We start from the raw sequence: 26,242 nt of genomic DNA on the forward strand, positions 1-26,242 counted from the left end.
TGAAGGAAAAGAGGACCGGTGGAACACTCAGGGCGCCGCGTCGCTTCGGCACGCCAGCAGTGCGCTGTGTTGTGCCTCGATGACGATCTCGTCGCGCTGGTTCAGCAGCCGCAGCGTTTCGATCACGATGCCGCGGCCGGGACGCGATGACGTGCGCTTCTCGGTGAATTCGAAGCCCACGCGCACCACGTCGCCCGCAATGACCGGTCGCAAGAATCGCACCCGATCCCAGCCCAGCGAAGCGATCGAGCTGTTCTGGTAGAGCTTGAGCTCAGTCTTCAGGCCTTCCATCAGCGCGAGCCCGTACAAGCCATGCGCAATCACGCCGCCGAAGCCGCGCGAGCCGGCGTAGTCGGCATCGGTGTGCAGCGGATGGTGGTCGCGCGTCAGGTCGCAGAAGCGTGCGATGTCGGCAGCCGTGATGGCGTGCGTCGGCGTCTCGAACGTGGCGCCGACGACCACGTCGTCGAAGTAGATGTCGTGGGTTTCGCTCATGACTCGGGTACCTCGATGTGGCGCGGCGCCTGCGCCATGAAGGCGTCTCGCATGCCCATCGGCCCGAGCCGGAAGATGCGCGCGTCCATGGTCTTGAGCGTGTCGCTGATGCGAATGGGGAAGCCGATCTGGTCGAGCACGTCTTCCTGCAGCCGCACGCCGGGGGCGATCTCGGTCAGCACAATGCCGTCGGCTTCCATCTCGAACACCGCGCGGTCGGTGATGAAGGTCACGCGCTGGCCGCGCTCGCGCGCCAGGTGGCCGGAGAAGCTGATCTGGTCGACCTCGGGCACGAACTTCTTGAACTTGCCGTCGCGCCGGATGGCGAGCCCGCCATCGGCCACGCCGATGTCGAAATCGCCGCCGGTCAGCGAGCCGTTGAACACCAGCCGCTTGGTGTTCTGCGTGATGTTGATGAAGCCGCCCGCGCCGTCGTAGCGCTTGCCGAAGCGGGTGACGTTGACGTTGCCGTGCCGGTCGACCTGCGCGAAGGACAGGAAGGCGCACGACAGGCCGCCGCCATCGTAGAAGTCGAACTGGTACGACTGGTCGAGGATGACCCGTGGGTTCACCGAGGTGCCGAACTCGCGTGCATGGCCCGGCACGCCGCCGACTGCGCCCGACTCGACCGTGAGCGTGATCATCTCGTCGATGCCTTCCTCGGCTGCGACGTTGGGGATCATGGCCGAGATGCCCACGCCGAGGTTCACCACGGCGCGTGGCCGCAGCTCGAAGGCAGCGCGGCGTGCCACCACGCGGCGCGCGTCCATCGGGTCGGGCGGGATGCTCGAACTCGGCACGATCGTCTCGCCGCAGCGCGCCGGGTCGTACTGCGTGGTGTACGTCTGCATCTGGTCCGGCTGCACCACGAAGTGGTCGATCAGGAAGCCGGGAATCTTCACCATGTGCGGATGCAGCGTGCCGCGCTTGACGAGTCGCTTGACCTGGCAGATCACGGAGCCGCCGGCGTTGTGCACGGCCTGCGCCATCGACAGGTCTTCGCGCGCGGTGGCCTCGTGCTCCATGCTGACGTAGCCGTCTTCGTCGGCCGAGGTGCCGCGGATCAGCGCCACCGAGGGCACGCCCGGTGCTTTGTAGAAGAGGTAGTCCTTGCCCGCGATGTTGACCAGCTCCACCAGCTTCTCGGTGGTGCGCGCGTTCATGCGGCCGCCGTCCTGGCGCGGGTCCATGTAGGTTTCCAGGCCCACGTGCGTCAGCACGCCGGGCTGGCGGCCGGCCATGGCGCGGCACAGGTGCGTCATCACGCCCTGCGGAAAGTTGTAGGCCTCCAGCTCCTGGTCGAGCACCAGCTTCATGAAGGGCAGCTGCATGCCGAAGTTGCCGCCGATCACGCGCTGCACCAGGCCCTTGTGCGCAAAGTGGCACAGGCCCTTCTCGGTGAGCGCGCCCACGCCGGTGATGTGGAAGAGGGTGATGCCGTGCGGGCCGTCGCCGGCGAGCCAGCGGCGTTCGATGGCCTCGAACACCGCCTCGGGAACGCCCGAGCCGCCGTTGCCGCCGGCCAGCACCATGTCGCCGTCCTTCAGCAGGGCGGCGGCTTCGTCGGGGGTGATGCAGTGGATCATGGTGGCAGCGCCCTCAGGCGAGTTCCTTCTCGACCTGCTTGGCGATGATGATTCGCTGGATCTGGTTGGTGCCTTCGTAGATCTGCGCCAGGCGCACGTCGCGGAAGATGCGCTCGATGCGGTAGTCGCGCGAGTAGCCGTTGCCGCCGTGCACCTGCAGCGCGTTCGACACGTGCTTCATCGCCATGTCGGTGGTGAAGAGCTTGGCGTGCGCCGCTTCCTTGGCGTAGGGCAGGCCGGCGTCGAACACGCGCGACGCGTGGTGGATGAGCAGGCGCGCGGCGGCGATGTCGGTCGACATGTCGGCCACCATGAACTGGATGGCCTGGAAGTTCATGATTGGCTCGCCGAACTGCTTGCGCGTGGTGGCGTAGGCCACCGCGTCTTCCATCGCGGCCTGCGCCATGCCCAGCGCCATCGACGACATCAAGAGGCGGCTGAAGTTGAAGTTGCCCATGGCCGTCTTGAAGGCCTGGTTCTCGGCGCCGATGATCGCGTCCTTCGGCACATGCACGTCCTGCAGCACGATCTGGCAGTCCTCCAGGCCGTGCATGCCCAGCAGCTCTTCGTTCTTGCCGCGGCTCACGCCCGGCGACGCCGCGTCGACCAGGAAGCAGCTCATCGACTTGTGGCCGGCTTCCTTGCCGGTGCGCGCGAAGACCATGATGCGGTCGGCCACGCCGCCGAGCGTGACCCAGGCCTTGGTGCCGTTGAGCACCCAGCCGTCGTCGGTCGCGCGCGCCGTGGTCTGGATGCTCGCGGCGTCGGAGCCGAAGTCGGGCTCGGTCATGGCGGTGGCGAACACGATCGATCCGTCGAGGATGCCGGGGATCAGCGCCTTCTGCGACGCGTTGCCGTGGTGGTGCAGGAACAGCGCGGCTTCCACGGGGATCGCGAAGGCGTTGCCGATGGCGGCCGAGCAGCGCGCCAGTTCTTCCATCACCAGGCAGAGGCTGACCGTGTCCAGGCCCGAGCCGCCCGACGACTCGGGCAGGCTCACGCCGAACAGGCCGAGTTCGGCCATGCCGCGGTAGAGCGTGCGGTCGAAGGTGTCTTCGCGGTCGATCGCGGCGGCGCGCGGCAGCACCTCGTTGTCGGCGAATCGGCGCGCGGTGTCGCGCACCGAGGTCTGGTCTTCGGTATAGAACTGGGTCATGGTGTGGCGGTGGTGTCGAGGGCTTCGTCGCTGGCCAGGTGGCCTTCGTGCGCGACCTCGTCGCGCTCGCGGTCGAGGAAATAGATGGCGACGTTGTGGGCGGGCGTGTCGAAGCAGGCGGCCAGGGCCGGCGTCATGGCTTCGGCGACGGCGCGGCGCTGGTCGGCGTGGCGGCGGTAGGCATGCACCTTGACGAACACGCGGGCGCTGGCGGGCGGCAGGCCGAAGTCGCCGGCGTGCGCATAGTCGTCGGCGCCGACAGCCAGGAAGTAGATCGTCACCGTCGACGGCGCGACGCCGAAGCTGCGCACGATGCCGTCGGTGACGGCCTGGGTCAATTGGCGCTTCTCGGCGGCGGCGGCGCGGGGCGCCAGGATTTCGATGTATGGCATGGAAGGCTTCAGGAATCGGGCAGGGCGCGGCACGAGGCGCGCTCGACGAGCCGCGAGCCGATGCGGTATTCGCGCCCGCTGTTGGCGACCCCGCCGAGGCGGGACATGAGACGGTCGACCGCCAGGTTGGCCATGTCGGCCGCACCGCTGTCGACCACGCTGATGGCGGGGCGCTGCCATTCGAACCAGGGCGAGTCTTCGTAGAACAGCAGCGACAGGTCCGCGGGAATCGACAGCCCGCGCTCGGACACCACGCGCAGCACGCCAACGGACGATTCGTGGTTCGCCACGAAGAGCGCGGTGGGCGGCGTGGCCAGCGACAGCAGGGCGTTGGCGCCGGCTACGCCGGTTTCCGGCACGTAGCGGCCGCGGTGGATGAGGGCGGGGTCGACGGGCAGGCCCGCTTCCTGCATGGCCCGTGTGTAGCCCGCCAGACGCTCCTTGCCAGATGTCGTGTCCGAAGGACCCACGATCAGGCCGATACGCCGATGCCCCAGGCCCAGCAGGTGCTGCGTGCCGGTGTAGGCGCCCTCCATGTCGGCCGCCAGGATCGATTCGAGCGAGGCGCCGGTCACGCGGCGCACGGCGCAGATGACCGGTGTCTCGGCGTGTTCCATGGCCAGCAGCTGCGCGGCGTTGCTGCCGGTGGGCACGGCGATCAGGCCATCGACGCTGTGGTCGACGAGGGTCTTGAGGATTTCGCGTTCCTGCTCGGCGTCGTCGTTGCTGATGCTGAGGATGACCTGGTAGCCGAGCGCCTGCATGCGCGCCTGCACGACCGAGGCGAGCACGCGGAAGGACGCGTTCTCGAGGTTGTGGACGGTCAGGCCGATGAGGCGCGACTTGCGCGTCTTGAGTGCGCGGGCCACCGTGTTGGTGCGGTAGCCGATGGCCGCGGCCACCTGCACCACGTGCTTCTGGGTGGTCGGGTTGATCAGGCTGGAGCCCGCCAGGGCGCGCGAGGCGGTGGCGATGGACACGTCGGCGGCACGCGCCACGTCGCGCAGCGTGACGGTCACTGGAGCGCCTTTGCGGTGGGATGTGTTGCAATCGATTGCATCATAGGAATGTAAGGCAACGCTGAATGAGCAGTCAACGGAATCTGTCGATTGATCGATGGAAATGAACGGATACTTGCAATCGATTGCAATCCTGTCGCATACTGATCGACACTTTCCCGATCGACTTCCATGACCTTCCCCGTTACCGGCATCGGCGGCATCTGGCCCGCCACGCTCACCCCTTTCACCCCGGAAGGCGCCATCGACGATGCGGCGCTGGCGGCCCATGTGGGCGAGGTCGCTGCCACCCGCGGCGTGCGTGCCGTGGTGGTCAATGGGCATGCGGGCGAGACCTCGTCGCTGAACCGGGCGGAGCGGGCGCATGTCGTGCGGCTGGCCGTGCAGGCGGCGGGCCCCGTGCCGGTGGTGGCCGGCGTGGTCGCCGAAGACCCGCGCGATGCCTGCGCGCTGGCGGTCGATGCGGCCGAGGCGGGCGCCTCGGCGCTGTTGCTCTTCCCGCCGGCGATGTTCGGTGGCGGTGCCACGCTGCGGCCCGAGATGATCCTGCGCTACGTGCAGGACGTGGCCGGCGCGACGGCGCTGCCCATCGTGCTGTTCCAGTTGTCGCGCGCGTCGAACCAGGCCTTCTCGGTGGAGATGCTGGTGCGGCTGTGCAAGGCCGTGCCGCAGATCGTCGCGATCAAGGACGGCAGCGACGTGCCCGAGCTCTATGAAGACACCCTGCGCGCCCTGCGCACGCTCGACCGCCCCGTCACCATGCTGTCGAGCAACAACGGCTGGCTCTTCGCATCGCTCACCTACGGGGCCGACGGCATCCTGTCGGGCATCGGCAGCGTGGTCGCGCCGCTGCTGGTCGAGCTGCACGAGGCCATCGCGGCCGGGCGGCTCGATACCGCACGCGCCGTGAACGACCGGCTGGTGCCGCTGTGCCGCGTGTTCTATCGCGCGCCGTACCTCGACATCCACAACCGCATGAAGACCGCGCTGCACCTGCTCGGCCGCCTGCCGCATCCGGCGCCGCGGCTGCCGCTGCTACCGGTCGGCGACGACGAAACGCAGCGCATCCGCACTGCCCTGATTGCGGCCGGCCTGCTCGACGCCCGCTGAAACTCAACGAACCGACCTCATCGACATGCAAGATTTCCGCGGCACCTACACCATCATGGTCACGCCCTTCGACGCCGGGGGTGCCGTCGACGTGCCCGCGCTCGAGCGCTACGTCGACTGGCAGATCGAATCCGGCATCCACGGGCTGATCCCGCTGGGCTCGACCGGCGAGTTCCTGTCGATGACTGACGACGAGATCGAGCTGGTCGCCAAGACCGTGATCGACCGCAGCGCCGGCCGCGTCCCGGTGATCATCGGCACCACCGCCGAAGACACGCGCGTGGCCGCGCGCAAGAGCCGCATGGCCGAGTCGCTGGGGGCCGACGGCGTGATGGTGCTGCCGCCGTTCTACTGCACGCCCACCGACGACGAGCTGGTCCAGCACTACAAGTCCATCTCGGACGCCATCGGCATTCCGATCATGGTCTACAACAACCCGGCCGTGACCAACATCGACCTCAAGCCGAAGCTGGTGGCGCGGCTCTCGCAGATCGACAACTGCCGCTACATCAAGGAGTCGACGCTCGAAGTGACCCGCGTGCGCGACATCATGCGGCTGTCGGATGGCCGCATGAAGGTGTTCGGCGGGATCATGGGCTTCGAGTCGTACGTCGAAGGCGCGGTGGGCTGGGCGGCGGTGCCGTCGAACGGTGCGCCGGCCGAGATGGCGCGGCTCTACGACCTGGTGATGGCCGGCGAGCTGGCGCAGGCGCGCGATCTCTCGTTCAAGTATTTCCCGATGATCGATTTCGTTGCCGGCCAGCAGTACGTGGCCGGCACCAAGGCGATGCTTGCGGCCATGGGCCTGCCCGTCGGTGGGCCGCGCCCGCCGCGGCTGCCGATGGGCCCCGAGGGCATCGCCGCCGCCCGCCGCCTGGTCGACGAGCTCGGCCTGAAGATCACCCAACCCGCTTGAGGATTGCCATGACCGCTGTGCCCGCTCCGATGCTTGCGCCCGACACCGACCCGAAGGCCGCCGAACTCGTCATCCGCATGGTCAACGTGCAGAAATGGTTCGGCGACTTCCAGGTGCTGCGCGACATCAACCTCGAAGTGCGACGCGGCGAACGCATCGTGATCTGCGGCCCTTCGGGTTCGGGCAAGTCGACGCTGCTTCGCTGCATCAACCGGCTGGAAGAACACCAGCAGGGCAACATCGTGGTCAACCGCATCGAACTCACCAACGACACTCGACGCATCGACGCGGTGCGCCGCGACGTGGGCATGGTGTTTCAGCACTTCAACCTGTTCCCGCACCTGACCATCCTCGAGAACTGCACGCTCGCGCCGATCTGGAGCAAGAAGTACTCGCCCAAGGAAGCCAAGGAGGTCGCGATGTCGTACCTCACGAAGGTGAAGATCCCCGACCAGGCGAACAAGTACCCGTCGCAGCTCTCCGGCGGTCAGCAGCAGCGCGTGGCCATCGCACGCGCGCTGTGCATGAGCCCCAAGGTCATGCTGTTCGACGAGCCGACGTCGGCGCTCGACCCGGAGATGGTCAAGGAAGTGCTCGACACCATGGTGTCGCTGGCCGAAGACGGCACGACCATGCTGTCGGTCACGCACGAGATGGGCTTCGCGCGCCAGGTGGCCAACCGCGTGATCTTCATGGACCAGGGCTCGATCGTCGAAGAGGCGGCGCCGGCCGAGTTCTTCAGCCATCCGAAGCACGAGCGTACGAAGCTGTTTCTGAGCCAGCTGCTGCACTGATCGTCAAAGGCGCGCGACAGCCCAAGTCCGGTGGGCTGCGGCGGCTTTCAAGGCCGCTTCTTGTCCAGCTCGGCGCCGATGATTTTTGCCACGTGCCGCAGGGCGTCGATCTGCTTGTTGCCCAACGCCGAACGGGCCGAGTGGCTGATACAACATAACGTCCCGTAGACCGTCCCGCAGCGAAGCACCACCGGCGTGCTGAGGTAGGCGCCAATATCGAGCGTCTTCGCAATCTTCAGATCCCGGAGTTCGGGCACTGACTTGGCGTCGTTGAGCAACTGCGGCAGCCGGCCATCAACCACACGCTGGCACAACGTCATTTCAAGTGATGCGGAGTCACCTTCCTGGACGGGGAGGATCTCGTCCTCAGCGGCATCCAGCTGGCGAAAAACTTTTTGTCCGTCCACGAATTCGGCGACAAATGCGATGTCCATTGCCAGAAGAACACGCACGTTGTGAAGAAGATCTCGCAAGACCCGGTCCGACTGGGTTGTCAGGTCCGCAGTTGCAATGGTGTATTTGCGGGTGATCGATGAAAGCATCGCCAGCTCGAGGTCCTGGGCGGTGTCTGCCGCCGTGGCCCTGGGCGTGAGGGAAGCGGCGAGCGGATCGACGACCTTGAGTCGTCGACGAAGCGCGATCTCATGGCGGCGGGCTTCGACTTGGGTGTCGTCCCCTTGTAGAGCCCTGCGGCGCAAGTCCTGCGAAGCAGCGATAAGTTCCTGGTCAGATAAGTCTTCAGCGCGAGGCATGCGAGATTGTGTGGCGATCCGTCGCCATGCCGAACACGCCGAGTTTTCATTCCGCGAAAAATTACCTGCTCCGGCACTCCAGTTCGCCTTGATGAGCTGGCCCTCCGGCCATGCCACTCGGCACGAGGACCACCGGTGTCGCACGCTGAATGGATCTCGGCAAACCTCGCCGGTGCCAGCCACGGTCACCGCAGGCCTTCAGAAATCTCGACGCGTGCCGATAGATGTTGAAAGCTCGCGAGGCGCGCCGTGAGTGATTCTGTGCTGGGCCATCGGATCTTTTCTTTCTATCGTCTCTGGTTGCCCGGAATCAGGTTGCTGAAAATCAAATGAACATCAAGAGCATGAAAGTCAGCACACGGCTGGCATTGGGTTTTGGCACCGTCTTTGTCCTGATCATCTTGCTGGTGGCCCTGGGTGTGAGCAGGGTGCGCAGCATCGAATCAACGCTCGCCACCATCAACGACGTCAACAGCGTGAAACAACGCTATGCGATCAATTTTCGGGGCAGCGTGCATGACCGGGCCATCGCGGTTCGCGATGTGGTGCTCGCCGACAGCACCGCAGCCGCGCAAGCGGAGATCGCGAAGATCACGGCCCTGGCTGAAAAATACGCCAAGTCGGCAGGTCCGCTCGACCAGCTTTTCTCGACGGCTGCAGCCACAACCCCTGAAGAGGTGAAGGCCCTGGCGGCGATCAAGGCGATCGAAGCCAAGGCCCAGCCGGTGATTGCCAAGCTGATCGACATGCGAATGAACGACAGGGTTCCGGAGGCGATCGAGCTGTTGCGCCGGCAAGCGGCTCCCGCTTTCGTGGAGTGGCTCGCGGCTGTCAATGTCCTCATCGACCTCGAAGAGGAAATGAATCAGGCACTGGCGACCGAGGCGCGAGGCGTCGCGCGCAGTTTCCTGGTGTTCATGCTGGTGCTGTGCGCGATTGCAATTTCGATCGGCACGGTGGCGGCTTGGTTCATCAGCCGCAGCCTGCTTCAGCAATTGGGCGGTGAACCGCAATACTCGGCGCGCATTGCGGAAAGCATCACACGCGGCGATCTCACCATGGCGATCGCCCTCAAGCAGGGCGACGATTCCAGCCTCCTGTTCGCGATGCGGGGCATGCGGGACAGCCTGGCCACCATCGTCGGGCAGGTCCGCAGCGGTGCCGATGCCGTCGCCGTGGGATCGGGTCAGATTTCTGCGGGCAACCAGGACCTCTCGTCCCGGACCGAAGAGCAAGCCAGCTCGCTCGAACAGACGGCGGCCTCGATGGAGGAACTCACCTCGACCGTCAAGCAGAACGCGGACAATGCCCGCCAGGCCAACCAGCTGGCACTCTCCGCTTCCACGGTGGCCGTCAAAGGTGGGGAGGTCGTGGACAAGGTGGTTGCCACCATGACGTCCATCGATGCCTCTTCGAAGAAGATCGTCGACATCATCGGCGTGATCGACAGCATCGCGTTCCAGACCAACATCCTGGCTTTGAACGCTGCGGTGGAAGCGGCCCGCGCGGGTGAGCAGGGAAGAGGTTTTGCTGTCGTGGCATCGGAAGTACGCAACCTCGCACAACGTTCTGCCGCAGCGGCCAAGGAAATCAAGTCACTGATCGATGACTCGGTCAGCAAGGTGATTGCAGGCACCGAGCTCGTGGGCGAAGCTGGCAGGACGATGGAGAACATCGTGGGAAGCGTCCGCCGGGTCACCGACATCATGGGCGAGATCACTGCAGCGAGCCAGGAACAGAGCGCCGGTATCGAGCAGGTCAACCAGGCCATTGCTCAGATGGACCGAGTGACTCAGCAGAACGCAGCGCTCGTGGAAGAAGCCGCCGCCTCCTCGTCATCGCTGCAGGAGCACGCCAGCAGCCTCGTCGAGGCCGTCAGTGTGTTCAAGCTGGACGCAGGTGCGGGCGTCTCCGCGCCAGTGGCGATTCGGCCGTCGCGTCTGCCAACTGCATTGGTGGTGAAGAAGGCCGCCGCCTCAACTGCCAACAAGGCGGTCGGCAAGCGGCTCGTTTCCGCATCGTCACTGCGGCTCGCGGTGGCCCACAACGCAGCGGACGGAAACTGACGGAGCTTCCGAGCTCATCGTTCCTCGAAAACAGCGCCAGCTGCAGGCGGGGCGAGCTTCAATCCGGGTCAGCGCCCGCATCGGCTGGACGGGCGTGCCCACGACGCTCCAGGCGGCCTTCGAGCTGGGCGGGCGTGCACGCCGTCAGTCCATGGACCAGGGCTCGATCGTCGAGAACGCCTGCGAGGGTTCTTCATGTTGCGGCGTGCTTGGTGTGCGATTCGAGGTTGGCGTCGATACGTGCGATCAGTCCAACCTCATTCACCGCTAGCTCCAGCAACCCGATCTCGTGTCCGAAGTCGCCGGTGAAGTCGACGCGCAGGCGCGCTCGGCGTTGGCCGAGGGCCTCGATCGACAGGAAGCGCGTGACCGTTCGATAGCCGATGAAATACCGTTCGATGTACTCGCGAATGCCGGCATGACCATCGAAACGATGGCCGGTGGAGGGGTCGTCGATCACCGCATCCGGCGAGAACAGCGTCAGCACGATGGCTGCATCCAATGCATTGGTGGCAGTAATCAGCGCATCGGCTATGTCACGAAAATTCATCTCTTGCTCAAGCATGGCTCGATTCCTTTAGGAGCAGATGAACCGCCCGGTGATCCTTGCCGTCATCGTGTGGCGAGTGTCGTTGCAAGCAGGGGAAGCACTCAGTCGATGTCGACAACGACCCTGCCGACAGCCTGACCACCGGTCACGCGCGCGTGCGCCTCACCGGCCTGCCCGAGGGTGAATCGCTGGGTGTCCAAGAGCGGCCGAAGCCGACCGGCGTCGACCAGTTCGGCGACCTGGCTCAGGATGTCTCCGTGATGGGTGCGGCCCCTGCCACTGAGCATCGGCAGCAGCGTGAAGACGCCGGAATAACTTGCTCCTCGGAAAGACAGGGGTGCCAGCGAGTGCGTGCCCCAACCCAGCGCACTGACGACATGGCCGGTGTAGCGACGTACAGCAACGAAGGATGCATCAAGCGTAGGGCCGCCCACGGTGTCGTACACCACATCGAAACCCTCATCGGCCGTGTGCTCGCGAACATAGTCTGCAGGGGCAGAGGACGTGAAATCGATGGGCGTCGCGCCGAATGAACGGACCACCTCGAACTGCGATGGCTTTGCGGTCGCATAGACCACGGCGCCGAATGCGCGCGCGATCTGAATGGCCACATGCCCGACGCCCCCGGCGCCGCCATGGACCAGCACCTTGTGACCGGTCCCGACGTGAGCACGGTCGACCAAGCCTTCCCAGGCGGTGATGGAGACCAGCGGGAGCGCGGCGGACTCGCGCAAGGACAAGCGATTCGGCCTGCGTGCAAGGAGATTCGCGTCGACGCTGACGTATTCGGCCAAGGTGCCTTGCAAGCCGCCCACGCCACCGACCAGACCGTAGACCTCGTCGCCCACCTGGAAGCGCGTGGTGCCGAGGCCGACCTGGACGACGACCCCTGCCATGTCCATGCCGAGGACCGCCGGCAGAGGGTGCGCGGCATGCGCCGCCACGCCGGCGCGAATCTTGGTGTCGAGCGGGTTGACGCCGCTGGCGCCGATGCGCACCAGGACATGGCCCCGAGGAACATCCGGGACCGGCCGGTCGTGGAATTCAAAGGGGCTGTTGGCTTCGCGAACAACGGCGGCCTGCATCGTGGCGGGGATACGAGAGCTCGACATGGCGGCGTCCTTTCGAAATGAATGTGAAGGCAGGACTGAAGTCTGGGTTGTTCATGTTTGAATGTAAATTCACACAAATGAACTTCATTCATTCGTAATTGAATGCGCCGATGGACTGGAGCGACGTACGCATCTTTCTGGCGATCGCCCGCTCAGGCTCGCTGAGCGGCGCCGCGCAGCGTCTGGGGATGTCGCAGCCGACGATGGGGCGTCGCCTGCGAGCCCTGGAAGACTCGACGGGTCGGAAGCTGTTCCAACGCGGGCGCGAGGGCTTTCAACTCACGGACGAAGGCGCCGCGGTGCTGGCGCACGCCGAGCGAATGGAAGAAGAGTCACTTGCCATCGAGCGACAACTCGCAGGGCAGGGCGCCGAGCTTCAAGGCCGTCTTCGCGTGTCGTCTTCCGACTGGTTTGGACTGCATGTCCTCACGCCGGTCGTGGCTCGATTCGTCGCGCGCCACCCGGCAGTGCGCGTCGACCTCATCACGGACTCGCGCTTTCTCGACCTTGCGCGCCGGGAGGCGGAACTGGTGTTTCGCATTCGACCTTCGGAAAGCCCGGGGGTCGTCCAGCGTCAGCTGATGCACATGACCTATGCGCTGTACGGTCCGTCCGGGATGCGTGCGCCGACGGTGGGCGATGGCTTGGGCACGCGGCTCATCACGCTGGATGCGGCGTTCGAGGATCTGCCCGATGTGCATTGGTTGAAGAGGACGTTTCCGGAAGCAAGCTTCGCGCTCGGCAGCAACAACCGGGACGTGCAGGCGCGCGCCTGTGCCCTGGGAGCCGGTTTCGCCGTGTTGCCGACGCTGCTGGGTGACCACTACCCCGGCATCGAGAGGCACGACCTGCACCCGCCCCCGCCGGGCCGGGACGTGTGGTTCGCCTATCACCAGGACTTGCGTGGACTGGGCCGGCTTCGCGCCTTCCTTGACATGGTCATCGAGTGCGTCGGCCCGGGCAGCGGTGCGACCTCGAACGGCCACCTGCCGGCCGAGCAGCAAAGATGAGCTGCGTGCCGACCTTGACCCTGCACGGCCAGTGCGCGCATCTTGCCCTGCTGATGGCCAGCTGCTGCACGGAGGCCGACACTCACTGCGGCCGTCGTGCCGACGTCGATGCCACCAGCGCCCGGAGGCGCTCCAGCATGCGCTCCACATCAGCGGGCTTGGCGAAGTGGTCGTCGAAGCCGGCGTTCAAGGCATGCTCCCGGTCCGACGCGCGCCCGTAGCCGGTCAGCGCGACCAGCGGGAGATGCGCCGTCGCGGCATTGGCGCGCACCCGGCGTGCCAGGTCGTAGCCGCTGATGCCGGGCAGGCCGATGTCGAGCACCGCCGCGTCGCCGGCTTCCTCGGCCAGTCGTTCCAGCGCTTCTTCGGCGCTGTAGGCCACGCGCGCCTCGTGGCCTTCCATCCGGAGCCAGTCCGCCAGCACGTTGACCGCGTCCCGGTTGTCGTCGACCAGCAGCAGACGCAAGGCCGGTGCACCTGCATCGGGGGGCGCCGGCACAACGCGGGCCGGTGGCGCTGCCGCGAACAGCGGCAGGTGCAGCGTGAAGGCGCTGCCGGTGCCGACACCGTCGCTGTGCGCGTCGATCCGGCCCTCGTGCAAGGCCGCGAGGCTCTGCGCGATGGCCAGGCCCAGGCCCAGCCCACCCGCGGCGCGCTGCAGCGCCTGCTCGCCCTGCACGAAGCGCTCGAACACGCGCGGGAGCAGGGCCGGCGGAATGCCGAGGCCCTTGTCGGCCACGGTGAGGGTGGCCTGTGTCGCGTCGGCCTGCAGCGTCACGCGGATCGGCGCGTCGGCGGGGCTGAACTTGGCGGCATTGGTCAGCAGGTTGCAGACGATCTGGACCAGCCGCAGCGGGTCGCCCTGAACGAAGACCGGCGTGTCGGTCAGTTCGAGCCGCGGCATCGAAGCGCGGGCCTGCAGGGCCGGCAGCGTGAGCTCGATGGCGCGTGTGACGACGTCGCGCAGGTCGACCTGTTCGAGCGACAGCGCGATCTTGCCGGACACGATGCGCGAGACGTCGAGCAGGTCGTCCACCATGCGCGACAGATGGCGGACCTGGCGGTCGATGATCTCGCGCTCGCGCGGGAAGGCCTGCGCATCGCGCCGCGCCATGAGCTGCAGCGCCAGCCCGATCGGGGCCAGGGGGTTGCGCAGCTCGTGGCCGAGCATGGCGAGGAATTCGTCCTTCGCGCGGTTGGCCGCTTCGGCCTCGGCCTGGGCCTCGCGCGCCTGGGCGAGCAGCAGCACGTTGTCGAGCGCGAGGGCCGCGCGCTGCGCCAGTTCACCGATCAGCGCACCGTCTTCGGCAGAGAAGCGGCGCTTCGACTCGATTTGCAGTACCGCCAGTGCGCCGATGGTGCGCCCGCGTGCGATCAGCGGCACCACGCAGCCCGCCTGGATGCCCAGCACCTTCACGAATTCGCGCAAGGAGCCGTCCGAGATCGCTGGCGTGTCGGCATCGTCGACGTTGTGCCGGAACGACTGGCCGGTCCGGATGGCCCAGGGGAACGAACCCGGTTCGTCGGCCGATCCGCTGCGGCGGCTCATGCGCTCGGCGATCTGCGCGCCGCGCACCGGGTCGAAGTGGTGGACGAGCTTGCGCTGCAGCTGGCCGTTTCGGTCGATCAGGTCGATGCGGCAGAGGTCTGCCACATCGGGGACCAGAACGCGCGCGATGGTCGACAGCGTCGACGCTTCCTCGAGCGAGCGCGACAGCTGCGCACTGGCGTCGACCAGCCGTTCCATGCGCTGTTCGGCAGCCTGCGCGGCGGTGCGCGCCAGGTGTTCGAGCCGCAGCAGGTCTTCCCGCTCCGCCTCGCTGCGGGCGCGCAGCACGGCGGCCGATTCCAGCGCGTGCGCGACGTCGTCGATCTCGGCGATGCCGGAGGCGCCGGACGGCCGTGGCGCACCGCGGCCCAGCGCGTCCGCACCGTCGCGCAAGCGGCGCATGGGGCGGGTGATGGCGCGCGACATCCACCACGCGCCGAAGGCCCCCAGGCCCAGCGATGCGAGCAGCCCGGCCAGGTACGCGGCCATGGTGCGCAGCCGCGCGCTTTCGGCATCGGAGACCGATGCGCCGAGCACCAGCGTCCAGGGGCCGGCGTCGAGACGCGCGACAGCGGTCTGCGCGCGCACGCCGTCGACGTTGGTGCTGCGGCCCACCATTTCGCGCCGGTCGCCGATGGCGTCGAGCAGAGGGCGCAGCGTGGCGCTGGGCGCACTACCGCGCCACTTCTCGTCGTCGAGCGTGCGGGCGATGCGAACCTGCTGCGCATCGAAGATCGACACGGCCCAGCCGTCGGGGACGCGCTGACTGCGCAACACCGCGGCGATCGACTCTGGCCGGACGATGGCCGTCAACACGAAGCGCACGGTGCCGTCGCGCACCACCGGGACGCGCACCGGAAAGGCGAGGTTGCCGCGCTCGCCGCGTGCGAGGCGCCCGACGACCGGCCTGCCGTTGCGCAGCGCTTCGTCGAAGCTGGTCCGTTCGAGCACCGTGGTGCGCCCGCCGAGGTCGCCATCGGTGGTGAAAAGAACGCGGCCGGCCGGGTCGGCCAGCAAGATGCCGCGCCACTCCGGGTGCGACGCGCGCACGGCACGGCTGAGCGTCAGTGCCTCGTCCCGGCCAGCGCCGTCTGCGGTGCCCAGAGGCTCGGTCAGTGCGAGTGTCTGGAGCGCGGCGATGGTGAGGCGCAGTTCGCCGTCGACGGCAGTGGCCAGGGCCCGCGCCACGCCCAGCGTCGACGCTTCGTTCTGCGACTGCTGGCTTTGGAACAGCGCATACAGGGCGATGCCGCACACCGCGGCGAGCGGCAGGATCGCGGCCGACGCGATCAGCAGCAGCCGGGTTTGCAGGGGGACTTTGCGCATGGGTAGAAGGGCGTCGAGAGCGTGGGCCGCCGGCTTGGCGCGAGCGTCGATTCTTGCCGAGTTTGGACGCAGCCCCGCATACCCCTTCACGGTGACGACCCGGTGCCGGGCGCGCCGGCTCAGTGGTAGAGCCAGGCTGAAAGCCGTCGCGTGATGCGCGGCATCAGCACGTACGTCATCAGCGCGACGACGATGGCCGCGGTCACGAAGTGCGACAGGTAGGTCTCGTGCAGCGCCGGCACCCAGCGGGCCAGCCACTGCACGCCACGAGGCACGAACAGCGTGAGCGGAAAGATCACGGACAGCGTGACCAGGGCTTGCTTGTAGCGCCGGGCCGGCTTCTGGCCCGGCCCGGGGTGGAACCAGAACTCGAGGCCGGTGACCGTCTTCACTTCTTCGTCGCCGTCGAGCATCGGCAGCACCTCGTCGAGCAGGGCATGCCGCGCGGCCGACTGGAACCAGTCTTCGGCATGCAGCAGCGAGTCGAAGCGGATCGTGACGGTGTAGAGCGTGGAGCCCGCCGGCGGGTGGATGACATGGACGCCGCGATGCCCGGGAAAGCGCTCGGCGATCGGCACGATGCGCTGCAGCCATTGCTCGTAGGCCGCGGCGGCGGCGGGACGCACATGGTGCCGGATCACGGCGGTGATGCTCTCGGGGCGCGGCAGGCGGCGGGCCGTCACGTCGGACAACGTGGCGTTGCGCAGCGAGGGCTCGCGGTCGTCGGTGGTGGTCGCGAGCGAGGGCGAGGGCGAGGGCGAGGGCGAGGGCGTGGGCGTGGGCGTGGGGCGGTCGGCGGTCATGGTGCGTCGAGCATCGCGCGGTGACCTGACAGCCGCGCTGCAGGCGTGTTGCATCTGTAAGCAGGGATCATCTTGCATACAAGGGAAAACCCCGATGCTTGCCTGAAACCGGTTTCATACACTGCCAGCCCATGCACCGATTCCTGTCCGCAGGGCTTGTCCCGTGAATTACCAATTCCAGTTCGACGCGGTCTTCGCGGCCTGGCCGCTGCTGCTCAAGGGCACCTGGATCACCGTCCAGCTCTCGCTCATCGCCACCGCGCTCGGTCTCATCGTGGCGGTCTTCTGCGCCTGGGGCAAGACCTCCGGGCCGGGCTGGCTGCGCTTCATCGTCAATGCCTACATCGAGGTGATCCGCAACACGCCTTTCCTGGTGCAGTTGTTCTTCTTCTTTTTCGCGCTGCCGGCCATCGGCCTGCGCTGGTCGCCCTACACGGCGGCGCTGACGGCGATGGTGGTGAACCTCGGCGCGTATGCCACGGAAATCATCCGCGCCGGCATCGAGTCGATCCCGCGCGGGCAGATCGAGGCGGGCAGGGCGCTCAACCTCAAGCCTTGGGAGATCTTCCGCTTCATCATCATCAAGCCGGCGCTCAAGGCGATCTACCCGGCGCTCACCAGCCAGTTCATCCTGCTGATGCTGAGCTCTGCGGTGGTGTCGGTCATTTCGGCAGACGACCTGACCTCGGTCGCGGCCAACCTGCAGTCGCAGACCTTCCGCAGCTTCGAGATCTACATCGTGGTCGCCGGCATCTACCTGCTGCTGGCGATGGCCTTCTCGGGCCTGTTCAAGCTGATCTACCAGCGCACGCTGAACTACCCTGACAGGCGCTGAACATCATGCGTACCTTCGGCTATCCCGAATTCCTCTTCATCCTCGAGGCCGCCAAGTGGACCCTGGCGCTGTCGGCCATCGCCTTCATCGGCGGCGCGATCCTGGGCCTGATCATCGCGCTGGCCCGCACGTCGGAAAGCAAGACCGCGCGCGGCCTGGCCATCGGCTTCATCCAGATCTTTCAGGGCACGCCGCTGCTGCTGCAGCTGTTCCTGATCTTCTTCGGCGCGCCGGTGCTGGGGCTGGACATCAACCCATGGATCGCCGCGGGCGCGGCGCTCATCCTCAACAGCGCGGCCTTCCTGGGCGAGATCTGGCGCGGCTGCATCGAAGCGATCCCGCGCGGGCAGATCGAGGCGGCGCATGCGCTCAACCTCAAGTACAGCGCGCGCATGCGCGACGTGGTGCTGCCGCAGGCCTTCAAGATCGCGCTGGCACCCACGGTCGGCTACGTGGTGCAGATCATCAAGGGCACGTCGCTCGCGGCCATCATCGGCTTCACCGAGATCACGCGTGCCGGGCAGATCATCAACAACGCGACCTTCCAGCCGCTGTACGTCTTCACGACGGTGGCCGCCATCTACTTCGCGATCTGCTGGCCGCTCTCTTTGCTGGCGGCGCGCATGGAGCGCAAGCGCAACCTCGCGCTGGCTCGCTGAACACGCTTTTCATCTTTCCTGTTTCGATCCCAACCTAGGAGACTTCGACATGACCCCGTTCAACACCACCCGCCGCAGCACCACCGCCGCCCTGGCCGCCCTCGGCCTGGGCGCCGCGCTCACCGTGTTCGCCCCCTTCGCCGCCGCGCAGTCGGTGGCCGACATCAAGAAGAAGGGCGAGATCACCATCGGCATGCTGGTGGACTTCCCGCCGTACGGCACGACCAACGCCAAGAACGAACCCGACGGCTACGACGCCGACGTGGCCAAGCTGCTGGCGAAGGAGTGGGGCGTCAAGGCCAACATCGTGCCGGTCACCGGCCCGAACCGCATTCCCTTCCTGCTGACCAACAAGGTCGACCTGCTGGTCGCGTCGCTGGCGGTCACGCCCGAGCGTGCCAAGCAGGTGCAGTTCTCCACGCCCTACGCGGCCGCGACCATCGTGCTGTACGGCAAGACCAGCGCCACCATCAAGACGCCTGCCGACCTGAAGACCCAGCGCATCGGCGTGGCCCGCGCGTCGACGCAGGACGTGGCCGTGACCAAGGCCGCACCGGATGGCACCGAGATCCGCCGCTTCGACGACGACGCCTCGGCCATGCAGGCATTGATGTCGGGCCAGGTCGACGCCATCGGCTGCTCGCTGACGGTCGCCGCGCAGATCGCCAAGCGCGTGCCGCCGAACACCTTCGAGAACAAGTTCAACCTGGTGCAGCAGGCCATGGGCATCGCCATGCGTCCGGGCCAGGACGAGCTGACCAAGGCGGTGAACGACTTTGTCGCGAAGAACACCGCCAACGGCGAACTCAACAAGCTGTACCAGAAGTGGCTGGGCGCCGACCTGCCCAAGCTGCAGTAAGCAATTGACGGAACACCCATGACCGACGCAGTGACGACGAACGGCGCCGAGCCCATCATCCGCATGGAGGCGGTGAACAAGTGGTACGGCGAATTCCAGGTGCTGACCGGCATCGACCTCGCGGTGCGCGCGGGCGAGCGCATCGTGATCTGCGGCCCGTCGGGCTCGGGCAAGTCGACGCTCATCCGCTGCATCAACCGGCTCGAGACGGTGCAGAAGGGCCGCATCGTGGTCGACGGCATCGAGCTCACCGCGGGCGGCAAGAACGTCGACGCGGTGCGTGCCGAGGTCGGCATGGTGTTCCAGCAGTTCAACCTGTTCCCGCATCTCACCATCCTCGAGAACTGCACGCTGGCGCCGATGCGCTCGCGCGGCATGAACAAGGCGCAGGCCGAAGAGGTGGCGATGAAGTACCTCACGCGCGTGCGCATTCCCGAGCAGGCGAAGAAGTACCCGAGCCAGCTCTCCGGCGGCCAGCAGCAGCGCGTGGCCATTGCGCGCGCGCTGTGCATGACGCCCAAGATCATGCTGTTCGACGAGCCGACCTCGGCGCTCGACCCCGAGATGGTCAAGGAAGTGCTCGACACCATGATCTCGCTGGCCGAAGACGGCATGACCATGCTATGCGTGACGCACGAGATGGGCTTCGCCCGCAGCGTGGCCGACCGCGTGATCTTCATGGCCGACGGCAAGATCGTCGAACAGGCGCCACCGACGGAATTCTTCGGCAACCCGCAGAACGAGAAGACCCGGCAGTTCCTCGGCCAGATCCTGTCGTCGCATCAGGCGCATTGATGGCTTCGATTCCCGTACTGATCTCGCTGTCGTCTTTCGGCGCCGCCGAGGTGGGCCGGCACGGCCAGCTGTGGTGTTCGCAACTCGCGCGGGCAGCCGGGGCCGATTCGGTCGAGGTCCGCGGCGAACTGCTGCGCGACCCCGTCGCCGAACTGCCAGCACTCGCCGGTCATGCCTCTGTCTACAGCAGCCCCGAGGGCCTGTGGGCCGAAGGCGGCTGGCTCGACAGCGCGGCTTTGCAACGTGGCATCGCTGCCGCGACGACGCTCGGTGCCAAGCGGCTGAAGATGGCGATCGGAGACTTCCGTGCGTCCTCGCACGGTTCGCTGTGGGGCCTGAAGGTCGCGCTGGAGGAAACCCGCATCGAGCTGCTGATCGAGAACGATCAGACCGTCGCCGCCGGCACCTTGCCCGCGTTGCAGACTTTCTTCGACGTGGCCGACCGCGCGGGCGTGGACCTGGGCATGACCTTCGACATGGGCAACTGGCATTGGGTCGGCGAGTGCCCGCTCGAAGCGGCCAAGGCGCTCGGCCACCGCGTGCGCTACGTGCATTGCAAGGGCGTGCAGCGGCTGCCTGCCAAGTGGGTGGCGGTGCCGCTGACGGAGTCGGCTGCGCCGTGGCGCGCCGTGCTGCGCGCGCTGCCCGCCAACGTGCCGCACGCCATCGAATACCCGCTGATCGGTGACGACCTGCTGGCCGTCACGCGGCAGCAGATCGACATCATCCGCGAGGCTCGATGACCACCCCCGAAACTCCCCCACTGCGTGTGGGTCGTCTCCCCCTCGAGGGGGCACACCCAGACGCCCGGCGGAGCCGGTTCGTCGGGTGTCCGCGAACAAGACGGACCCTCCTATGACGAATATCACTTTTGATGTTGCGCTGTTCGGCGAAGCCATGCTGCTGCTGGTGGCCGACCGGCCCGGCCCGCTGGAAGACGCGCAGTCCTTCCACAAGCGCACCGCCGGCGCCGAGACCAACGTGGCCATCGGCCTGTCGCGCCTCGGCCTCAAGGTGGGCTGGGCCAGCCGGCTCGGCACCGACTCGATGGGCCGCTGCCTGCTCGCGACGATGAAGGCCGAGGGCATCGATTGCTCGCACGTCATCTGCGACGCGACGCAGAAGACCGGCTTCCAGTTCAAGGGCCGCGTCACCGACGGCAGCGACCCGCCGGTCGAGTACCACCGCAAGGGCTCGGCCGCGAGCCAGATGACGGTGAACGACGTCGACGTGGCCTGGCTCACGTCGGCGCGCCACCTGCACGCCACCGGCGTGTTCCCGGCCATCTCGGCGACCACGCTGCCGGCCGCGATCAAGACCATGGACGTGATGCGCGCCGCCGGCCGCACCATCTCCTTCGACCCCAACTTGCGCCCGACGCTGTGGGCGTCGACCGAGGCCATGCGCAGTGCCATCAACGACCTCGCCTCGCGCGCCGACTGGGTGCTGCCGGGCATGGAAGAGGGCCTGCTGCTCACCGGCGAAAGCACGCCCGAAGGTGTCGCGCAGTTCTATCGCCGACTCGGCGCGAAGCTGGTCGTCGTCAAGCTCGGTGCCGAGGGCGCGTACTACGACAGCGACACGGCCGGCACCGGCCGCGTGGAAGGCTTCCCGGTCAAGGAAGTGATCGACACCGTGGGCGCCGGCGACGGCTTCGCGGCCGGCGTGGTCAGCGCGCTGCTCGAAGGCCGCAGCGTGCCCGACGCGGTGCGCCGCGGCAGTTGGATCGGCGCGCGCGCCGTGCAGGTGCTGGGCGACACCGAAGGCCTGCCGACGCGGGCGCAACTGGAGGAGGCTGGGCTGTGAACGCATCGAGCAAGAAGAACATCGTCGTCTTTCGCGAGCTGCCGCCCGACCAGCTGGCGCGGCTGCAGGCCGCGCACCCTGTCGTCGTCGCCGACCCGAAGCGCGACTTGGCTGCCTTCCAGGCGGCGCTGCCGACGGCGCACGGGCTCATCGGCTCCAGCTACCCGGTCGATGCCGCGCTGCTGGACCGCGCGCCGCAGCTGGAAGTGATCTCCAGCGTGTCGGTCGGCGTCGACAACTACGCGTTGGCTGAGCTGAACGCGCGCGGCATCGTGCTGTGCCACACGCCCGGCGTGCTCGACGAGACGGTGGCCGACACGGTGTTTGCGTTGCTGATGGCGACCAGCCGCCGCGTCGTCGAGCTCGCCAACCTCGTGCGCGAGGGGCACTGGACCAAGAACATCGGCGAAGACCTGTTCGGCTTCGACGTGCATGGCAAGACCATCGGCCTGCTGGGCTTCGGCCGCATCGGCCAGGCCATCGCACGGCGTGCTGCGCTGGGCTTCGGCATGCCGGTGCTGTACCACGCGCGCCGGCCGGTCGATCTGGCCACGCAGGCGCCCGAGCTGCAGGGCCGGGCGACGCACACGCCGCTGAACGAGCTGCTGGCGCGCGCCGACTTCGTGGTGGCGATGCTGCCCTTGTCGGATGCGACACGCGGGATGATCGATGCCGACCTGTTCGCCGCGATGAAGCCTGGCGCCGTCTTCATCAACGGTGGCCGCGGTGCCACGGTGAACGAAGCCGCGTTGCTGGCCGCGCTCGACAGCGGCCACCTGCGCGCCGCCGGCCTGGACGTGTTCGTGAAGGAGCCGCTGCCGATGGACTCGGCGCTGCGCACGCACCCGCGCGTCACACCGCTGCCGCACATCGGCTCCGCCACGCACGAGACCCGTCATGCGATGGCCGAGCTGGCCACCACCAACCTGCTGCAGGCGCTGGCCGGCGAAAAGCCGGCCGCCGCCTACGACATGGCGGCCGTGTGAGCACCCGCGCGCCACGCCCCAAGCCCGCCGGCCAACGGGCCACCATCGCCGACGTGGCGGCGGCCGCGGGCGTGTCGAAGGCGACGGTGTCGCGCTTCTTCAACCACCGCGAGCGCCTGCTGAGCCCCGACATCGCGGCGCGCGTCGAAGCCGCCATCGCCACGCTGGGCTATTCGCCGAGCCCCATGGCGCAGGCGCTGAGCCGCGGCAAGTCGCGCCTCATCGGCCTGATCGTCGCGGACATCACCAACCCCTATTCGGTGGCCGTGCTGCGCGGCGCCGAGAAGGCCTGCCAGGACGCCGGCTACCTGGTGATGCTGTTCAACCTCGGCAACGAGAGCGGGCGCGAGCGCGAAGCCATCGACGCGCTGGCTGGCTACCAGGTCGACGGCTTCATCCTCAACACGCTCGGCCGCGGCGCCGGCGTGGTGGACGCGGTGGCGCTGCACGGCAAGCCGGCGGTGCTGGTCGACCGGCGCCATGCCGGCATGCACGCGGACTTCGTGTCGCTCGACAACCCCGGCGCGATGGCGCAGGTCTGCGAGCACCTGCGGGGCGGCGGCTGGCGCGAGCTGCTCTACATCACCGAGCCGCAGAAGGGCGTGAGCACCCGGCGCGAGCGGGCTGCGGCTTTCCACGACTGCGTGACGGCGCACGCGCCCAAGGTCAGGGGCGAGGTCTTCGAGAGCGACGACGGCGACACCGCGGGCCTGGAAGCTGCCCTGCGGGCCCTGCACCAGCGGGCGAAGCGCGGGCGCCGCCAGGCGGCGGTGATTGCGGGCAATGCGGTGGTCACGTTGCGCGTGGCGGCCGCCATGACGCGCATCGGCTGGCACTTCGGCCGCGAGCTGGGTTTCGTCGGCTTCGACGATCCCGAGTGGGCGCCGTTGATCGGCCCGGGCCTCACGACGCTGGCGCAGCCGACCGACGCCATCGGCCGCGCGGCGGCCACCTGCCTGATCGAGCGCCTGCGCGGGCTCGAAGGCCCAGCGCGCCAGCGGCTGTTGCCCGGCGAGCTGGTGGTGCGCGGGTCATCGGCGTTGCACGAGGGGCACCCGGGCCGCGATACTGTGGCGACCCCAGGAAAGGATTCGTCATGAGCAACGAACTGCGCAAGAAGCTGCACGAGCTGTCGGTCTTGGTCGATACGGCGCCCGACCCGCAGACGCGGGCGATCGTCGAGGCGCTGCGGCTGCAGACGGCCATCCTCAACGAGCGACTCTTTGCCATCGATCTGCAGATCGGCGAGCTGATCCAGCGGATGGAAACGCGCGCCAAGGTCGACTGACACGCGGGGACGGCACGCCCGCGAGGGGCAGGTCCGCGCTGTTGTGGGGATAATCCTTCCCCATGAGCGGCAACACCTTCGGCAATCTCTTCGCGGTCACCAACTTCGGAGAGTCGCATGGCCCGGCCATCGGCTGCGTCATCGACGGCTGCCCGCCCGGCATGGCACTGACCGAGGCCGACATCCAGGGCGACCTCGACCGTCGCCGCCCCGGCACCAGCCGCCATGTCACGCAGCGCAACGAGCCCGACGCGGTGCAGATCCTCTCCGGCGTGTACGAGGGCAAGACGACCGGCACGCCGATCGCGCTGTTGATTCAGAACACCGACCAGCGCAGCAAGGACTACGGCAACATCGCCCAGCAGTTCCGCCCCGGCCACGCCGACTTCACCTACTGGAAGAAGTACGGCATTCGCGACCCGCGCGGCGGTGGTCGTTCGTCGGCCCGGCTCACGGCGCCGATGGTGGCCGCCGGCGCGGTGGCCAAGAAGTGGCTCTACGAGAAGTACGGCACCGTGTTCCGCGGCTGCATGACGCAGATCGGCGAGATCGCCATTCCCTTCGAGGACTGGTCGCACGTGCCGCACAACCCCTTCTTCGCGCCGGTGGCCGACGTGGCGAAGCTCGAGGCTTACATGGACGCGCTGCGCAAGGCCGGCGATTCATGCGGCGCGCGCATCCGCGTCATGGCGTCCAACGTGCCCGTGGGCCTGGGTGAGCCGCTGTTCGACAAGATGGACGCCGACATCGCCTTCGCGATGATGGGCATCAACGCGGTCAAGGGCGTCGAGATCGGCGCCGGTTTTGCCAGCGTGTCGCAGCGCGGCACCACGCATGGCGACTCGATCACGCCCGACGGCTTCGAGACCAACAACGCGGGCGGCGTGCTCGGCGGCATCAGCACCGGCCAGGACCTGGAGGTGAGCATCGCCATCAAGCCGACCAGCTCGATCATCAGCCCTCGCCAGTCGATCGACGTGAACAACCAGCCGGTCGAGGTGGTGACCAAGGGCCGGCACGACCCGTGTGTGGGCATCCGCGCCACGCCCATCGCCGAGGCGATGCTGGCGCTGGTCGTGATGGAGCATGCCTTGCGCCAGCGCGCGCAGAACGGCGAGGTCTCGGCCGCTGTGGACGCAGCGCCGCTGCAGGCGTCCTTCCTCTAGTGGCGGCGGCGCCGTCTTCGCCAGCGGCTGCGGGCGGCCGTGGCCACCTGCTGGCCTTCGCCGCGCTGTCGGCCAGCTATTTCGCGCACATCGGCTTCTTCAATCCTTACCTGCCCCTGTGGCTCAAGGACCAGGGGCTGCCCATCCTGACCATCAGCCTGCTGGCGGCGGTGCAGTCGTTCACCCGCGTGTTCGCGCCGTACGCGTGGGGCGCGCTGAGCGACCGCACCGGCGAACGCGTGCGGCTGCTGCGCATCAGCGCGGCGATCGCCCTGGCGGTGTCCTTCGGGCTCTGGGTGCCGGGCAACGCCTGGTGGATCGCGCTGGTGCTGCTGCTGCTGTTCACGCACACCAGCTCGATGATGGGCCTGACCGAAGCGGCGATGGCGCAACTGGTGGCCGGCGACTGGGGCCGCTACGGGCGCATCCGGCTGTGGGGGTCGGCGGGCTTCCTTGTCACCGTGTTCGTCGCCGGCGCCTGGTTCGACCGCTTCGGCATGGGCCACTTCCCGGCGTGGACGGCGGTCACGCTGGCGCTGGTGCTGCTGGCCGCGTGGCGCCTGCCCGACGTGCGCGAGCCGCACGCGGGCCATGCCAAGGACCACGTGCCGGTATGGCCCGTGCTGCGCCAGCCGGTGGTGCGCTGGTTCCTGCTGTCGCTGTGCCTGCACGTCACCGCGCACTTCTCGATCTATGGCTTTCTCTCGCTCTACCTCGATTCGCTCGGCTACGGCAAGGGCATGATCGGCGCGCTCTGGGCGCTGTCGATCGTGACCGAGGTCGCCTGGTTCTTCGTGCAGGGGCGGTTCATCGGCCGGCTGACGATGTCGCACTGGCTGCTGCTGTGCAGCGCGGTGGCGGTGCTGCGCATGGCGATGACCGGTGTGGCGGGGCAGTGGCTGGGAGCGATCCTGTTCGCGCAGTTGCTGCACGGCCTGAGCTTCGCCGCGCACCACACGACCTGCATCGCGCTGATCACACGCCATTTCCCCGGTCGCCTGCGGGGTCGGGGCCAGGCGCTCTTCACGGTGGTCGGCTACGGTATCGGGGGCGTGGCCGGTGTGCTGGCCGGCGGTGCGCTGGCCAGCCGCTTCGGCTTCGTGGCGATGTATGTCGCCGCCACGGTGCTGGCGCTGCTGGGTACGTTGTGTGCGTGGCGCATGCTGAAGGCTGAGGCAGCGCTGGAACCGGCCGCCGTCGCCTGAGTCGCAC

General features: G+C 67.6%; 26 protein-coding genes. 16 read left to right on the top strand and 10 right to left on the bottom strand.

Going from position 1 to position 26,242, the window contains the following annotated elements:
* Positions 1–27 precede the first annotated feature (27 nt).
* The 5 genes from ACSFA0_RS10435 to ACSFA0_RS10455 are packed head-to-tail and all read right to left on the bottom strand — an operon-like array spanning position 28 to position 4,648.
* The gene (locus ACSFA0_RS10435; RefSeq protein ID WP_435450111.1) at positions 28–495 is read right to left on the bottom strand and encodes a MaoC family dehydratase; all 468 of its coding nucleotides are present in this window, start codon (positions 493–495) and stop codon (positions 28–30) included.
* The gene (locus ACSFA0_RS10440) at positions 492–2,081 is read right to left on the bottom strand and encodes an acyl CoA:acetate/3-ketoacid CoA transferase (RefSeq protein WP_435450112.1); all 1,590 of its coding nucleotides are present in this window, start codon (positions 2,079–2,081) and stop codon (positions 492–494) included. Before ACSFA0_RS10440 ends, ACSFA0_RS10435 begins: the two co-directional genes overlap by 4 nt.
* 13 nt (positions 2,082–2,094) lie before the next feature.
* Positions 2,095–3,237, bottom strand: coding sequence for an acyl-CoA dehydrogenase family protein (locus tag ACSFA0_RS10445; protein ID WP_435450113.1), 1,143 nt, complete (start codon positions 3,235–3,237; stop codon positions 2,095–2,097).
* Positions 3,234–3,629 (bottom strand): tautomerase family protein, encoded by a 396-nt coding sequence (locus ACSFA0_RS10450; RefSeq protein WP_435450114.1) that lies wholly within the window; start codon positions 3,627–3,629, stop codon positions 3,234–3,236. The genes ACSFA0_RS10445 and ACSFA0_RS10450 overlap by 4 nt, the downstream gene beginning before the upstream one ends.
* 8 nt (positions 3,630–3,637) lie before the next feature.
* A complete protein-coding gene (locus ACSFA0_RS10455; protein ID WP_435450115.1) occupies positions 3,638–4,648 on the bottom strand; it encodes a LacI family DNA-binding transcriptional regulator in 1,011 nt (336 codons plus the stop codon).
* Positions 4,649–4,819: 171 nt separating this feature from the next.
* On the opposite strand from ACSFA0_RS10455, the gene ACSFA0_RS10460 reads away from it, so the two are divergent.
* The 3 genes from ACSFA0_RS10460 to ACSFA0_RS10470 are packed head-to-tail and all read left to right on the top strand — an operon-like array spanning position 4,820 to position 7,468.
* Entirely contained in the window at positions 4,820–5,758 is a 939-nt protein-coding gene (locus ACSFA0_RS10460) for a dihydrodipicolinate synthase family protein (protein WP_435450116.1), read from the top strand.
* Between the two features lie 25 nt (positions 5,759–5,783).
* On the top strand, positions 5,784–6,674 hold the full coding sequence (locus tag ACSFA0_RS10465) for a dihydrodipicolinate synthase family protein (protein ID WP_435450117.1): 891 nt from the start codon (positions 5,784–5,786) through the stop codon (positions 6,672–6,674).
* A 29-nt stretch (positions 6,675–6,703) separates the two neighbouring features.
* The gene (locus ACSFA0_RS10470; RefSeq protein ID WP_435450945.1) at positions 6,704–7,468 is read left to right on the top strand and encodes an amino acid ABC transporter ATP-binding protein; all 765 of its coding nucleotides are present in this window, start codon (positions 6,704–6,706) and stop codon (positions 7,466–7,468) included.
* 47 nt (positions 7,469–7,515) lie between these two features.
* Here ACSFA0_RS10470 and ACSFA0_RS10475 read toward each other — a convergent pair whose 3' ends face one another.
* Complete coding sequence (locus ACSFA0_RS10475; protein ID WP_435450118.1) at positions 7,516–8,220, bottom strand: GAF domain-containing protein; 705 nt, start codon at positions 8,218–8,220, stop codon at positions 7,516–7,518.
* 329 nt (positions 8,221–8,549) lie between these two features.
* On the opposite strand from ACSFA0_RS10475, the gene ACSFA0_RS10480 reads away from it, so the two are divergent.
* Entirely contained in the window at positions 8,550–10,286 is a 1,737-nt protein-coding gene (locus ACSFA0_RS10480) for a methyl-accepting chemotaxis protein (RefSeq protein ID WP_435450119.1), read from the top strand.
* A 193-nt stretch (positions 10,287–10,479) separates the two neighbouring features.
* On the opposite strand, the gene ACSFA0_RS10485 is transcribed toward ACSFA0_RS10480, so the two are convergent.
* Together ACSFA0_RS10485 and ACSFA0_RS10490 are read right to left on the bottom strand one after the other, a co-directional pair.
* Positions 10,480–10,851: a nuclear transport factor 2 family protein gene (locus tag ACSFA0_RS10485; RefSeq protein ID WP_435450120.1), complete on the bottom strand. Its 372-nt coding sequence runs from the start codon at positions 10,849–10,851 to the stop codon at positions 10,480–10,482.
* Positions 10,852–10,937: 86 nt separating this feature from the next.
* Positions 10,938–11,921, bottom strand: coding sequence for a zinc-binding dehydrogenase (locus tag ACSFA0_RS10490; RefSeq protein ID WP_435450121.1), 984 nt, complete (start codon positions 11,919–11,921; stop codon positions 10,938–10,940).
* A gap of 137 nt (positions 11,922–12,058) precedes the next feature.
* On the opposite strand from ACSFA0_RS10490, the gene ACSFA0_RS10495 reads away from it, so the two are divergent.
* Positions 12,059–12,958, top strand: a complete 900-nt coding sequence (locus ACSFA0_RS10495; protein ID WP_435450122.1) for a LysR family transcriptional regulator — start codon at positions 12,059–12,061, stop codon at positions 12,956–12,958.
* Positions 12,959–13,040: 82 nt separating this feature from the next.
* Here the strand turns inward: ACSFA0_RS10495 and ACSFA0_RS10500 are convergent, their stop codons facing one another.
* The gene (locus ACSFA0_RS10500; protein WP_435450123.1) at positions 13,041–15,833 is read right to left on the bottom strand and encodes a hybrid sensor histidine kinase/response regulator; all 2,793 of its coding nucleotides are present in this window, start codon (positions 15,831–15,833) and stop codon (positions 13,041–13,043) included.
* 119 nt (positions 15,834–15,952) lie between these two features.
* Positions 15,953–16,636, bottom strand: coding sequence for an antibiotic biosynthesis monooxygenase (locus ACSFA0_RS10505; RefSeq protein ID WP_435450124.1), 684 nt, complete (start codon positions 16,634–16,636; stop codon positions 15,953–15,955).
* A 163-nt stretch (positions 16,637–16,799) separates the two neighbouring features.
* Between ACSFA0_RS10505 and ACSFA0_RS10510 the strand changes: the two genes are divergently transcribed.
* From ACSFA0_RS10510 to ACSFA0_RS10560, 11 genes are all read left to right on the top strand, one after another.
* Positions 16,800–17,471, top strand: a complete 672-nt coding sequence (locus ACSFA0_RS10510) for an amino acid ABC transporter permease (protein WP_435450125.1) — start codon at positions 16,800–16,802, stop codon at positions 17,469–17,471.
* Positions 17,472–17,476: 5 nt separating this feature from the next.
* On the top strand, positions 17,477–18,130 hold the full coding sequence (locus ACSFA0_RS10515; RefSeq protein ID WP_435450126.1) for an amino acid ABC transporter permease: 654 nt from the start codon (positions 17,477–17,479) through the stop codon (positions 18,128–18,130).
* A 49-nt stretch (positions 18,131–18,179) separates the two neighbouring features.
* A complete protein-coding gene (locus ACSFA0_RS10520; protein ID WP_435450127.1) occupies positions 18,180–18,989 on the top strand; it encodes a transporter substrate-binding domain-containing protein in 810 nt (269 codons plus the stop codon).
* Positions 18,990–19,007: 18 nt separating this feature from the next.
* Complete coding sequence (locus tag ACSFA0_RS10525; RefSeq protein WP_435450128.1) at positions 19,008–19,784, top strand: amino acid ABC transporter ATP-binding protein; 777 nt, start codon at positions 19,008–19,010, stop codon at positions 19,782–19,784.
* A complete protein-coding gene (locus tag ACSFA0_RS10530; protein WP_435450129.1) occupies positions 19,784–20,527 on the top strand; it encodes a sugar phosphate isomerase/epimerase family protein in 744 nt (247 codons plus the stop codon). The genes ACSFA0_RS10525 and ACSFA0_RS10530 overlap by 1 nt, the downstream gene beginning before the upstream one ends.
* Before the next feature lie 112 nt (positions 20,528–20,639).
* On the top strand, positions 20,640–21,590 hold the full coding sequence (locus tag ACSFA0_RS10535; RefSeq protein ID WP_435450130.1) for a sugar kinase: 951 nt from the start codon (positions 20,640–20,642) through the stop codon (positions 21,588–21,590).
* Positions 21,587–22,576 carry a 2-hydroxyacid dehydrogenase gene (locus ACSFA0_RS10540; protein WP_435450131.1) on the top strand — a complete coding sequence of 330 codons (990 nt, stop codon included), beginning with the start codon at positions 21,587–21,589 and terminating at the stop codon, positions 22,574–22,576. The genes ACSFA0_RS10535 and ACSFA0_RS10540 overlap by 4 nt, the downstream gene beginning before the upstream one ends.
* Complete coding sequence (locus tag ACSFA0_RS10545) at positions 22,573–23,676, top strand: LacI family DNA-binding transcriptional regulator (protein ID WP_435450132.1); 1,104 nt, start codon at positions 22,573–22,575, stop codon at positions 23,674–23,676. The genes ACSFA0_RS10540 and ACSFA0_RS10545 overlap by 4 nt, the downstream gene beginning before the upstream one ends.
* Positions 23,673–23,864, top strand: coding sequence for a hypothetical protein (locus ACSFA0_RS10550; RefSeq protein ID WP_435450133.1), 192 nt, complete (start codon positions 23,673–23,675; stop codon positions 23,862–23,864). Before ACSFA0_RS10545 ends, ACSFA0_RS10550 begins: the two co-directional genes overlap by 4 nt.
* Before the next feature lie 62 nt (positions 23,865–23,926).
* On the top strand, positions 23,927–25,030 hold the full coding sequence (gene aroC, locus ACSFA0_RS10555) for a chorismate synthase (protein WP_435450134.1): 1,104 nt from the start codon (positions 23,927–23,929) through the stop codon (positions 25,028–25,030).
* On the top strand, positions 25,030–26,235 hold the full coding sequence (locus ACSFA0_RS10560; RefSeq protein ID WP_435450135.1) for an MFS transporter: 1,206 nt from the start codon (positions 25,030–25,032) through the stop codon (positions 26,233–26,235). The genes aroC and ACSFA0_RS10560 overlap by 1 nt, the downstream gene beginning before the upstream one ends.
* The last annotated feature ends 7 nt before the right edge of the window (positions 26,236–26,242 follow it).

This window comes from Variovorax restrictus, assembly GCF_051216715.1.
Lineage (GTDB): Bacteria > Pseudomonadota > Gammaproteobacteria > Burkholderiales > Burkholderiaceae_C > Variovorax.

Excerpts from the sequence above, each read along its gene's own strand:
- ACSFA0_RS10435 (WP_435450111.1), bottom strand. The coding sequence starts at position 495 with ATGAGCGAAACCCACGACATCTACTTCGACGACGTGGTCGTCGGCGCC.
- ACSFA0_RS10440 (WP_435450112.1), bottom strand. The coding sequence starts at position 2,081 with ATGATCCACTGCATCACCCCCGACGAAGCCGCCGCCCTGCTGAAGGAC.
- ACSFA0_RS10445 (WP_435450113.1), bottom strand. The coding sequence starts at position 3,237 with ATGACCCAGTTCTATACCGAAGACCAGACCTCGGTGCGCGACACCGCG.
- ACSFA0_RS10450 (WP_435450114.1), bottom strand. The coding sequence starts at position 3,629 with ATGCCATACATCGAAATCCTGGCGCCCCGCGCCGCCGCCGCCGAGAAG.
- ACSFA0_RS10460 (WP_435450116.1), top strand. The coding sequence starts at position 4,820 with ATGACCTTCCCCGTTACCGGCATCGGCGGCATCTGGCCCGCCACGCTC.
- ACSFA0_RS10465 (WP_435450117.1), top strand. The coding sequence starts at position 5,784 with ATGCAAGATTTCCGCGGCACCTACACCATCATGGTCACGCCCTTCGAC.
- ACSFA0_RS10470 (WP_435450945.1), top strand. The coding sequence starts at position 6,704 with ATGCTTGCGCCCGACACCGACCCGAAGGCCGCCGAACTCGTCATCCGC.
- ACSFA0_RS10475 (WP_435450118.1), bottom strand. The coding sequence starts at position 8,220 with ATGCCTCGCGCTGAAGACTTATCTGACCAGGAACTTATCGCTGCTTCG.
- ACSFA0_RS10480 (WP_435450119.1), top strand. The coding sequence starts at position 8,550 with ATGAACATCAAGAGCATGAAAGTCAGCACACGGCTGGCATTGGGTTTT.
- ACSFA0_RS10485 (WP_435450120.1), bottom strand. The coding sequence starts at position 10,851 with ATGCTTGAGCAAGAGATGAATTTTCGTGACATAGCCGATGCGCTGATT.
- ACSFA0_RS10490 (WP_435450121.1), bottom strand. The coding sequence starts at position 11,921 with ATGCAGGCCGCCGTTGTTCGCGAAGCCAACAGCCCCTTTGAATTCCAC.
- ACSFA0_RS10495 (WP_435450122.1), top strand. The coding sequence starts at position 12,059 with ATGGACTGGAGCGACGTACGCATCTTTCTGGCGATCGCCCGCTCAGGC.
- ACSFA0_RS10500 (WP_435450123.1), bottom strand. The coding sequence starts at position 15,833 with ATGCGCAAAGTCCCCCTGCAAACCCGGCTGCTGCTGATCGCGTCGGCC.
- ACSFA0_RS10505 (WP_435450124.1), bottom strand. The coding sequence starts at position 16,636 with ATGACCGCCGACCGCCCCACGCCCACGCCCACGCCCTCGCCCTCGCCC.
- ACSFA0_RS10515 (WP_435450126.1), top strand. The coding sequence starts at position 17,477 with ATGCGTACCTTCGGCTATCCCGAATTCCTCTTCATCCTCGAGGCCGCC.
- ACSFA0_RS10520 (WP_435450127.1), top strand. The coding sequence starts at position 18,180 with ATGACCCCGTTCAACACCACCCGCCGCAGCACCACCGCCGCCCTGGCC.
- ACSFA0_RS10525 (WP_435450128.1), top strand. The coding sequence starts at position 19,008 with ATGACCGACGCAGTGACGACGAACGGCGCCGAGCCCATCATCCGCATG.
- ACSFA0_RS10530 (WP_435450129.1), top strand. The coding sequence starts at position 19,784 with ATGGCTTCGATTCCCGTACTGATCTCGCTGTCGTCTTTCGGCGCCGCC.
- ACSFA0_RS10535 (WP_435450130.1), top strand. The coding sequence starts at position 20,640 with ATGACGAATATCACTTTTGATGTTGCGCTGTTCGGCGAAGCCATGCTG.
- ACSFA0_RS10550 (WP_435450133.1), top strand. The coding sequence starts at position 23,673 with ATGAGCAACGAACTGCGCAAGAAGCTGCACGAGCTGTCGGTCTTGGTC.
- aroC (WP_435450134.1), top strand. The coding sequence starts at position 23,927 with ATGAGCGGCAACACCTTCGGCAATCTCTTCGCGGTCACCAACTTCGGA.